Origin of the sequence: Reyranella sp., from assembly GCF_044224635.1 — a bacterium.
Classification (GTDB): Bacteria; Pseudomonadota; Alphaproteobacteria; order Reyranellales; family Reyranellaceae; genus Reyranella.
The window spans coordinates 1-9,509 of the sequence record NZ_JBGAKA010000095.1 but is presented as its reverse complement, the minus strand read 5'-3'; the positions used below and the strand labels follow the sequence as shown (position 1 = coordinate 9,509).

12 protein-coding genes are annotated in these 9,509 nt (G+C 66.8%); 8 read left to right on the top strand and 4 right to left on the bottom strand.

All coding sequences use genetic code 11. From position 1 onward, the window contains the following. Positions 1-99: 99 nt before the first annotated feature. From ACILR9_RS38210 to ACILR9_RS38200, 3 genes are read left to right on the top strand one after another with little or no spacing between them, the layout of a single operon-like run. Complete coding sequence (locus ACILR9_RS38210) at positions 100-771, top strand: class I SAM-dependent methyltransferase (RefSeq protein WP_395715243.1); 672 nt, start codon at positions 100-102, stop codon at positions 769-771. A 58-nt stretch (positions 772-829) separates the two neighbouring features. Beyond that, positions 830-1,573: a hypothetical protein gene (locus tag ACILR9_RS38205; RefSeq protein WP_395715242.1), complete on the top strand. Its 744-nt coding sequence runs from the start codon at positions 830-832 to the stop codon at positions 1,571-1,573. A 32-nt stretch (positions 1,574-1,605) separates the two neighbouring features. Beyond that, positions 1,606-2,061, top strand: coding sequence for a CreA family protein (locus tag ACILR9_RS38200; protein WP_395715241.1), 456 nt, complete (start codon positions 1,606-1,608; stop codon positions 2,059-2,061). Positions 2,062-2,197: 136 nt separating this feature from the next. On the opposite strand, the gene ACILR9_RS38195 is transcribed toward ACILR9_RS38200, so the two are convergent. Then, the gene (locus ACILR9_RS38195; RefSeq protein WP_395715240.1) at positions 2,198-2,920 is read right to left on the bottom strand and encodes a hypothetical protein; all 723 of its coding nucleotides are present in this window, start codon (positions 2,918-2,920) and stop codon (positions 2,198-2,200) included. Positions 2,921-2,950: 30 nt separating this feature from the next. On the opposite strand from ACILR9_RS38195, the gene ACILR9_RS38190 reads away from it, so the two are divergent. Continuing rightward, a complete protein-coding gene (locus ACILR9_RS38190) occupies positions 2,951-4,468 on the top strand; it encodes a UbiD family decarboxylase (RefSeq protein WP_395715244.1) in 1,518 nt (505 codons plus the stop codon). A 115-nt stretch (positions 4,469-4,583) separates the two neighbouring features. Here ACILR9_RS38190 and ACILR9_RS38185 read toward each other — a convergent pair whose 3' ends face one another. Continuing rightward, the gene (locus ACILR9_RS38185; RefSeq protein ID WP_395715239.1) at positions 4,584-5,630 is read right to left on the bottom strand and encodes an LLM class flavin-dependent oxidoreductase; all 1,047 of its coding nucleotides are present in this window, start codon (positions 5,628-5,630) and stop codon (positions 4,584-4,586) included. A 128-nt stretch (positions 5,631-5,758) separates the two neighbouring features. Here ACILR9_RS38185 and ACILR9_RS38180 point away from each other — a divergent pair, with 128 nt between their 5' ends. From ACILR9_RS38180 to ACILR9_RS38165, 4 genes are all read left to right on the top strand, one after another. Continuing rightward, positions 5,759-6,073 (top strand): nucleotidyltransferase domain-containing protein, encoded by a 315-nt coding sequence (locus ACILR9_RS38180; RefSeq protein ID WP_395715238.1) that lies wholly within the window; start codon positions 5,759-5,761, stop codon positions 6,071-6,073. Then, entirely contained in the window at positions 6,070-6,447 is a 378-nt protein-coding gene (locus tag ACILR9_RS38175; protein WP_395715237.1) for a HEPN domain-containing protein, read from the top strand. The genes ACILR9_RS38180 and ACILR9_RS38175 overlap by 4 nt, the downstream gene beginning before the upstream one ends. A gap of 51 nt (positions 6,448-6,498) precedes the next feature. After that, positions 6,499-7,137: a TetR/AcrR family transcriptional regulator gene (locus ACILR9_RS38170; protein ID WP_395715236.1), complete on the top strand. Its 639-nt coding sequence runs from the start codon at positions 6,499-6,501 to the stop codon at positions 7,135-7,137. An 88-nt stretch (positions 7,138-7,225) separates the two neighbouring features. Continuing rightward, the gene (locus ACILR9_RS38165; protein WP_395715235.1) at positions 7,226-7,675 is read left to right on the top strand and encodes a DUF2852 domain-containing protein; all 450 of its coding nucleotides are present in this window, start codon (positions 7,226-7,228) and stop codon (positions 7,673-7,675) included. A 228-nt stretch (positions 7,676-7,903) separates the two neighbouring features. Here the strand turns inward: ACILR9_RS38165 and ACILR9_RS38160 are convergent, their stop codons facing one another. Together ACILR9_RS38160 and ACILR9_RS38155 are read right to left on the bottom strand one after the other, a co-directional pair. Then, positions 7,904-8,893 (bottom strand): Bug family tripartite tricarboxylate transporter substrate binding protein, encoded by a 990-nt coding sequence (locus ACILR9_RS38160; RefSeq protein WP_395715234.1) that lies wholly within the window; start codon positions 8,891-8,893, stop codon positions 7,904-7,906. Between the two features lie 141 nt (positions 8,894-9,034). Beyond that, positions 9,035-9,509 (bottom strand): CoA transferase (locus ACILR9_RS38155; RefSeq protein WP_395715233.1); only part of this gene is annotated, 475 nt, incomplete at its 5' end.

Here is a 9,509-nt window from a genome sequence, read left to right as displayed (position 1 = left end):
CGCGGCACCTTTCGTCATCATCAATATCGCCAAAGGTCCCTCGCTGCGCTCGGGATGACACCGAGGGCGTGTCCACGCCCGTCGTAGAGACCTGAGCCGATGGCACGTCTGCCTGCCGATCCCGAAGGCTTCATCCGCGCCAACACGGCGCTCGAGCGGCCGGCGATGGTGCCCGAGTTCGCGCTGTGGCTGGCCAGCGAATACGTGCCGATCTGGCAGGCCACCGAAGCGTGGCTGGAGGCGCAGAACGTCGACCCGCCCTACTGGGCCTTCTGCTGGCCGGGTGGCCAGGCGATCGCCCGCTACCTGCTCGACAATCCGGCCGAGGTGCGCGGCAAGCAGGTGATCGACTTCGCCGCCGGCTCGGGCATCTCCTCCCTCGCCGCAGCCCGCGCCGGGGCGAGGTTGGTCCTGGCCAACGACATCGACGCCATGTCGCTGGTCGCCACCCGCCTCAACGCCCAGGGCAACGGGCTCAGTGTCGACCTCAGCGACGCCGACTGGCTGGCCGGGCCGGACGGCGAGCCCGCGGCCGACGTCGTCATCGCCGGCGACGTCTGCTACGAGCGCGAGATGTCGCAGCGCGCGCTCGCCTGGCTGCGCAGCCACGCGGCGCGGGGCCGGCTGGTCCTGCTGGGCGATCCCGGCCGCAACTATTTCAGCGCCCAGGGTCTTGAGGAACGGGCGCGCTATACCATCCCGACCTCGCTGCAGCTCGAGAATCGCGGCATGCGGGAAACCGTGGTGTGGCGCGTGATGCCAGTCGCCTGAGGCGGCGTTACAATTCCTTAACTGTTCTTTCACAAAGGATTGGGCTACAGGCCAAGCAATGGCAAAGGCCACCACCCTCAAGTCTGCCGACTTCGCCAGCCTCTACGACGGCTTCACCGCCCCGGTGTCGCGTTTCGATTGCGGCCGCAAATGCGCGCCCCTGAACGGCGGCGAGCCGGTCTGCTGCTCGACCCAGAACGCCGTTCCGGTGGTCCACAAGGTCGAGTTCGATCTGCTCAAGACGCGGACCGACCTCTGGACCAAGTTCAAGCCGTACGACTACGCCACGCGCCAGATCGTCGACGAGCTGACCAGCGACTGCATGGCCGTCCACTGCAAGGGCGCGCGGTTTTGCGAGCGCGACAACCGCACCATCGCCTGCCGTGGCTTTCCTTTCTATCCCTACATGACGCGTGAGAAGCAGTTCGTCGGGCTGGGCACCTACTGGGTGTTCGAGGACCGCTGCTGGATGATGTCGAACATCGAGATCGTCGACCGCGCCTTCGTCGAGGAGTTCATCGCCACCTACGAGGCGCTGTTCATCAAGGATCCGACCGAGTTCAAGACCTACGTCGATTTCTCGGCCTCGGCGCGGCGGGTCTTTTCGCGCTGGAAGCGCCAGATCACGCTGCTCGGCCGGCAGGGCGAGCTGCTGGTGGTCGATCCTTCGACCGGCGCCATTCGCCCGGGCCGAAAGAAGGACTTCCCCAAGGCCAGGCCCTTCACCTCTGAAAAGGAGTATCGTGCGGCGGTGAAGGAAGCCGGCGGCACGATGCCCGAGCACGGGCTGCGCCCCGTCTAGCTTTGCCTCTGCCTTGCAAGGGAGTCTGTGCAATGCGCCGCGCGATTTTGGCCGCCCTGTTGGCGACGCTGCCTGCCGCCGCCCAGGCCGAGGATATCGGCTCGGTCGGCTACCGCTTCCAATGGTTCGGGCCCAATGACAAGATCACCATCGAGGCGATCGACGATCCCGACATTCCGGGCATCACCTGCTACATGTCGCGGGCGCGCACCGGCGGCATCAAGGGCGCTCTCGGGCTGGCCGAGGACCCGCCCTACGCCTCGATCTCCTGCCACCAGGTGGGACCGATCGACGCCCTCAAGGTCGAGAAGCTCAAGAGCCCGCACGAGGTGTTCAGCGAGCGCGCCTCGCTGATCTTCAAGACCACCCAGGTGGTGCGCTTCTGGGACGCCAAGCGGCGGGCGCTGGTCTATCTCACCTACACCGATCGCATCATCGAGGGCAGCCCGCAGAACTCGATCAGCGTCGTGCCGGTTGGCATGCGGTAAATCTTACACCTCCCCAGCTTCGCTGGGGAGGTGTCCGCGTAATCGCGGACGGAGGGGTCATGAGTCACATTCGCGATGCTCATGACCCCTCCGTCGCCGAAGACGGCGACACCTCCCCAGCAGAGCTGGGGAGGAATCAATGATAGAGGAACGTCCCCAGCAGCACCCAGCGTGCGGAGCCCGGTGAACCAACCAGCGGCGTCGTGTAGTGCCAGAACGGCAGGCGATAGGCGGTGACCGTCGCCGGCGCGGCGAGCGGCACGATCTCGCTGAAATGGCCGGCGCGGCTGTAGACCAGCCATTGGTGGGCGACGCCGGGCGAGCACAGGCTGAGATGGATGTCGACGTAGCCCTGGCGGGCGCGCGGGTTCTCGGGATGGTGGTCGTTGTGCGGTCCGGCGTAGTCGCCCGGCCCGTAGCGCAGCACCTGCAGGCCCCAATCTGACGCCAGCGTGCGGCCGGCCAGCGCCTCGGCGAAGGCGCGAAAGCTTTCCGACCGCAGCAATCCGACCAGGCCGATCCGTTCGGCCGCCTTGACGCCGGCTTCGCGCCGGTTGTCGAAGTAGATGGTGCTCGCCCGACTGGTCTTGGGCAGCAACTCGCCGTAGTCGCGGCGCATCTCGAAGATCGACTCGGGCGGAATCGGCTGCTCCAGCGGCTCGAGCGTGCCCGCCAGTGCCTCGTCGAGCACACGGCGCAGGCGCCCGGCCTTGACGCGATCGACGAGATCTCCACGCGCCAGGAAGCGCGTGCGCGGATTGGCGAGCGCGCCGCTGAGCTCATGCGTGCCCGCCAGCACGCGCCGGCCGGCACGCGTCAGCAAATCCTCGAACTCGGCCGGGAACGCGTTTGATCTCATGCGATGGCCACTCTAAAGGACTTGCTCAACATGCCATACGCCTCGCTCCGGGACTTCATCGCCCGGCTGGAACAGAGCGGCCGCCTGGTGCGGGTCAAGGCGCCGGTGTCGCCCCACCTCGAGATGACCGAGATCCAGACCCGGCTGCTCGCCGAGAAGGGGCCGGCGGTGCTGTTCGAGAACGTCGCGTGGGCCGACGGCCGCCGCGCCGAGATGCCGGTGCTGGTCAATCTGTTCGGCACGGTCGAGCGGGTCGCCTGGGGCATGGACCGCGAACCGGCTGGCCTGCGCGGCGTCGGCGAGACGCTGGCCTTCCTGCGCCAGCCCGAGCCGCCCGGCGGCTGGCGCGAGGCGCTCGACATGCTGCCCATGGTGCGCACCGTGATGGCGATGAAGCCGCGCACGGTCGGCAGCGCGCCCTGCCAGGAGATCGTGCTCAAGGGCGCCGACATCGACCTCGGCCGGCTGCCGATCCAGACCTGCTGGCCGGGCGAGCCGGCACCGCTCATCACCTGGCCGCTGATCGTGACCCAGGGGCCCGATCCCAGGGGCGATCGCCAGGACAGCTTCAATCTCGGCATCTACCGCCTGCAGGTGACGGGCCGCAACACCACGCTGATGCGCTGGCTGAAGCATCGCGGCGGCGCGCAGCACCACCAGCGCTGGAAGGGCGCCGGCAAGCGCGAGCCCTTGCCGGCGGCCGCGGTGATCGGCGCCGATCCCGGCACCATCCTGGCGGCCGTCACGCCGGTGCCGGACACGCTGTCGGAGTACCAGTTCGCCGGCCTCTTGCGCGGCAAGAAGGTCGACCTGGTCGACTGCAAGACCATCCCGCTCAAGGTGCCGGCGGAGGCCGAGATCGTGCTCGAGGGCCATGTCAGCCTCGACGAGTACGGCGACGAGGGCCCGTACGGCGACCACACCGGCTACTACAACAGCGTCGAGCGCTTCCCGGTGTTTTCGCTCAGCGCCATCACCATGCGCCGCCAGCCGATCTACCTCTCGACCTTCACCGGCCGGCCACCCGACGAGCCGAGCGTGCTGGGCGAGGCGCTGAACGAGGTCTTCATCCCGCTGTTCCAGCAGCAGTTCCCCGAGATCGTCGATTTCTGGCTGCCGCCCGAAGGCTGCAGCTACCGGATCGCCGTCGTGTCGATGAAGAAGGCCTACGCCGGCCACGCCAAGCGGGTGATGATGGGCGTGTGGAGCTACCTGCGGCAGTTCATGTACACCAAATGGGTGATCGTGGTGGACGCCGACATCGACGCGCGCAACTGGAAGGACGTGATGTGGGCGCTCAGCACCCGCATGGACCCGGCGCGCGACATCACGGTGATCGAGAGCACGCCGATCGACTATCTCGACTTCGCCTCGCCGGTCTCCGGCCTCGGCTCGAAGATCGGCCTCGACGCCACCGACAAATTCCCCGGCGAGACCAACCGCGAATGGGGCCGCCAGATCCGCATGGACCAGGCCGTCGTCGACAAGGTCGACGCGATGTGGAGCGCGCTGGGGTTGCCGGGCAGCGGGAAGAAGATCTGGCGTTGACGGCGACGACCAAAGATCCCTCGCTGCGCTCGGGATGACATCACCTTTGCGGCAGCACGCTCGATGTCATCCCGAGCGTAGCGAGGGGGACCTTTCGTTTGTGCGCGATACGAATTCACGCCCGCATGCCGGGCAGCACCTGCCTGACCAGCAGGTCGCGCCCCACGGCGGCATCCTCGACCGACGCGCCGCGCGTCGCCCCGCTGATCGCCACCTTGTCGAGGCCGAGCTTCGCTAGTGAGCGCAGGCGCTCGATACAGCGATCAGGCGAACCGACGATGGCGAAGCGGTCGACGAAATCGTCGGTCAGCGTCGTCGCCTGCCGCGAATCGCCGCGCGTATGGGCCTTCATGTCGTAGTTGGAGTGCAGCGCCGCCAGCACCTCGCGGTCGCCGGACGAGGTCGGCACGTCGGTCTTGCCGTGCATCACCGAAAAACGGGCGAACGTCGTGAGGCCGCCGCGCACGAGGCTGCGCGCAGCGGCGATGTCGCCGTGGCAGCCGAGATTGACGTAGGCGCCGAAGGCGATGCCGTCGGGATCGAGACCGGCGTCCTTGCGTATCTTCCTGGCAAGCCCGATGCCCCAGCTCAACCGTTCGAGGTCGGCGCCGAGCGCGAACATCACGCGCTCAGCGTGCAGGGCCGCAAGCGCGATCACCTTCGGGCCGCTTGCCGCGACCTCGACCGGCACCTTGGCGCCATCGGCGATCCAGGCGATACGGCTGGACGGCGGCGCGTCGTGCAGGTGCAGCCCCGACATCGGCGGCGCGACGTCGTGGGGGATATCGATGTCGTCGAAGCTCACCGCCTCGCCGCTCAGGTAGGCTTGCAGCTGCTTCAGGTAGCGCTCGAACTGGCCGAGGCGCGCCGGTGCGCGGCCGAGGTGGGCCAGCGCCGAATCGCCACGGCCGATGCCCAGCACGGCGCGGCCGTTGGAGACACGGTTGACGCTGGTGATCGCCGTCGCAGTCGCCGCGGCATGGCGCGTCACCGAGTTGGTGACACCGGTACCGAGGCCGATGCGCCTGGTCGCGCTCGCCGCCAACGCCAGGGCGACATAGGGATCGCCCGACAGGTTCTGCGAGTCGACCACCAGCATGCCGTCCCAGCCTGCCGCCTCGACCTCTTGCGCCGTGCGCGCCGCCCCGCGCGCAGAGGCCACGGTGGTCATCCACAGTTGCACGATTGGTACCTCTCTATATTCTTTCTGCATGATTTGACCATCTTTCGACCCCGCGTTGAAGGCGAGTGCCGGTCGAGTCTCGGGATCGACTGCGCTATAATGCGGTCATGCCGACAGCCGACCTCACACTGGTTCGCGAGTTCAAGCGGCGTGCGGACTTGGCACTGCCGGGCAGGATCGCGCGTGTGATGCTCTACGGATCGCGCGCGCGCGGCGACGCCCGGGCCGACTCCGATTGCGATGTCGCCGTCTTCCTCGATGGTGCTCCTACCGAAGAGGACCGCGACATCCTCGCAGACATTGGATTCGACCTGATGCTGGAGCACGGCATTCACGTTCAGGTCGTAGCGATCGATTCGGCGCGGACGCCGGAGCAGTCGTCCTTCCTGCGCAATATCTCGGAAGACGGACTGGCCGCGTGAGCCCCGAAACAGCGCGCCGATTTGCCAAGGCGGAGCGCTTTCTGGAGCAGGCGAGAAAGCAGGTACCCCAGGATATGCCTGAAGCAACAATCCATATCTCGTACTACGCGATGCTTCATGCAGCTGCGGCAGTGCTCATGGATCGTACGGGAAGGGCGCCCAAATCGCATGGCTCGGTGATTGGGCAGTTTTCTCAGCAAGTCAGCTCGACTGACCAAGGCCGCGCCTTCGGACGTGCCCTCAATCGCGCCAACAGCCGACGGTTCGTTGCCGATTACGATGACGAAACCGTTCCAAGCGCCGAGTCAGCGACAGAGCTTCGCACGCAGGCCGCCGACTTCGTCGCCTACTGCCGCTCCCTTCTCGCGCCGTGAACCAACCGGCTGCCTGTTGCAGCCTGCCGCTTTAATGTAAACTTCCTTAACATGAGTTGGAAACGAGGCGAGCGTGAAGAGCGCGGCTACCACCACGGCAATCTGCGCGAGGCGCTGATCAAGGCGGCGCGCGAGCTGATCAAGGAGAAAGGGCCGGCCGGCTTCACCTTTGCCGATGCCGCCCGCTCGGCCGGGGTCAGTGCTGCCGCGCCCTACCGCCATTTCCGCGATCGCGATGCCCTGCTGGCCGACGTCGCGCGCGAGGGCTTCCAGCGCTTCGAGGCCATGCTGTCGACCGGCTGGGCGAACGGCAAGCCTGACCCGGTGACCGCCTTCCACAATGTCGGCAAGGCCTACCTCGCTTTCGCCGCCGGCGAGCCGGCCTACTACGCCGCGATGTTCGAATCAGGCCTGTCGCCCAATCTCAATCCCGAGCTGCGCGCCGCCGCCGACAAGGCGTTTGCCGTGCTGCGCACCGCCGCCGATGCGCTGGTCGGCCTGCTGCCGGCCGGCAAGCGGCCGCCGGCGCTGATGATGAGCCTGCATGTCTGGTCGATGGCGCACGGCATCGCCTCGCTGTTCGGCCGCGGCGATGCCGGCCGGCGCACCTTGCCGATGACCGCCGAGGAGCTGCTCGAATCGGCGATGCTGATCTACCTGCAGGGTTTGGGCCTCCCGCAAAAAGCCTGAGCCGGCCCTTGACACCCGCCGAGCCAATGCCCAATGTAAATGTCGTTAACATTTACATCCGTTAACGCCGCTAGCGAAGGAGCCCCCGATGACGGGCTTGATGGAGAGACTGGACGATCTGCCCCGGCCCGCCTGGATCGCCCTCATGATCGTGGGCTTCATCCTGTTCTGGCCGATCGGCCTTGCCCTTCTGATCTACCTGATATGGAGTCGACGCATGTTCTGCTCGAAGCATGGCCGCTACGGCCAGTGGTACGGAGCCGACGGCCGTGAGGCCCGCCGCGAGGCGCGCGACGAGTGGCGTGCCTGGAAGCGCCGTCATCGCTGGGGCCAGAGCAGCAGCGGCAACGTCGCCTTCGACGAGTATCGCGAGGAGACCCTGCGCAGGCTCGACGAGGAGCAGCGCGAGTTCCGCGACTTTCTCGACCGGTTGCGCGCCGCCAAGGATCGCGCCGAGTTCGACGAGTTCATGAACGAGCGGCGCAACCGCCCGCCGACGACCGAGCCGCCGCCGCCCTCGCCAACGGCGACCGCCTGATCACGGCGCCCTCCCGAGAAGCCCCTCCCGACACCGTCGGGAGGGGTTTTTCGTTCTGGGACCGCGGCTTCGTTCACCCTCCTCCCCCCGCCGTGGGCAGGTGCCCCGTCTTACGGGGCGGAAGGGTCATGGTCTTCCGGGTCGCATACGTCCGCAGTCCGCATGAACCATGGCCCCTCCGTCGCGTATGACACGACACCTCCCCAGCGGAGCTGGGGAGGAGACGAGTCACTGCGGCTCGAGGTTGAGGCCCTTCACCAGCTCGATCCAGATCGGCCCTTCCTCAGCGACGATCTTCTCGAAGAAGACGTGGTCGCGCGCGGCATTGTCGATGCCGAAGGTCGTCAAAATCTTCTGGATGCGCTCGGTCTTGCCGATCTCGACCATCATGTCGGAGAGCTTCTTCACGATCTCCTTGGGCATGGCGGACGGCCCGACCAGGCCGATCCACCCCTGGACCTGGAAGGCCCGATCGGTGACGCCCTGCTCCCAGAATGTCGCCACGTCGGGCAGCTTCTTCATGCGCGTCTTGGTCGGCACGGCGATCGGCCGACCACTGCCGGATTGCAGCACGCCGCTCGCCGCCGCGTAGCTGCCGCTGCCGCCCTGCACGGCGCCCGAGGCGACGTCCTGCCACATCGGCGCCTCGCCGCGATAGTGCACGGCCTCCATGCCGAGCTTGAAATGACGGTTGAGCGCCTCGACCGCGACATGGCTGTAGGAGCCGGCGCCATACGTGCCGAGGCTGGCCTTGGTGGCGCGCGCATAGTCGGCGAGCTCGGCCAGGTTCTTGGCCGGAACCTTGGCGTTGACGATCAGCGGCAGGTGCCCGGCATCCATCCACGAGATCAGCACGAAATCCTTGTCTGGATCGTAGGGCAGCTTCTTGAACAGCACCTTGTTCATGATCATCGTGGTCGAGATGGTCCACATCAGCGTGTGGCCATCGGGCGTCGCGCTCTTCACCTGCTCGGCGGCGATGGCGCCGCTCGCACCGGCCTTGTTCTCGACATAGACGGGTTGGCCGGTCATCTGGGAGATGCCCTCGCCGTAAGCCCGCGCGAAAGTGTCGGTGAGCCCGCCCGCCGGATAGCCGCAAATGATCTTGATGGGCTTGCTCGGCCAGGATTGCGCGATGGCTGGCGCCGCGATCAGGCCGACTGACGCGGCGGCGGACCCGAAGCGAAGCAGCTCGCGCCGCGTTGAACGCACGATCATGCACATCCTCCCTGCGGCGCGGCGGGCCATCCTACCCGACGGTCTTGGCCGTCCTTGCTCGCGCCAGACGCCAGCATGGCGTCGATTGTGCCGACGGTAAACCCCATGACTTTGTTCAAGTCATGACGAGCGTCGGACGCTTCAGGCGGTCTTGGTCGCCCCCGATTTCAGCATGGCGTCGATCTCCGCCGGGCCGAAGCCCGCCTCGCGCAGCACCTCGACACTGTGCTCGCCGAGCCGCGGTTGCAGCCGCGTGATCTCGGGCTTGGTCTTGCTGAAGCGCGGCGGGATATCCGGCATGCGCAAGCGGCCCTCGGTCGGATGCTCGACCTCATGCCAATAGCCGGTGGCCTGGAGCTGCGGATCGACGAACAGATCCTCGAGCGTGTTGACTGGCCCGTGCGGCACGTTCGAGGTCTTGAGTAGCTCGACCCACTCCGCGTTGGTCCGGGTCGCACAAATCTCGGCCAGTGTGGCGTAGTAGTATTCGACGTTCTTCAGCCGGTTGGCGAGCGAGGTGAAGCGCGGGTCCTTGGCCAAGTCCTCGCGACCGATCAGGCCACAGAATTCCTTCCAGTGGCCGTCGGTGTAGGGCAGCAGGGCGAAGTAGCCGTCC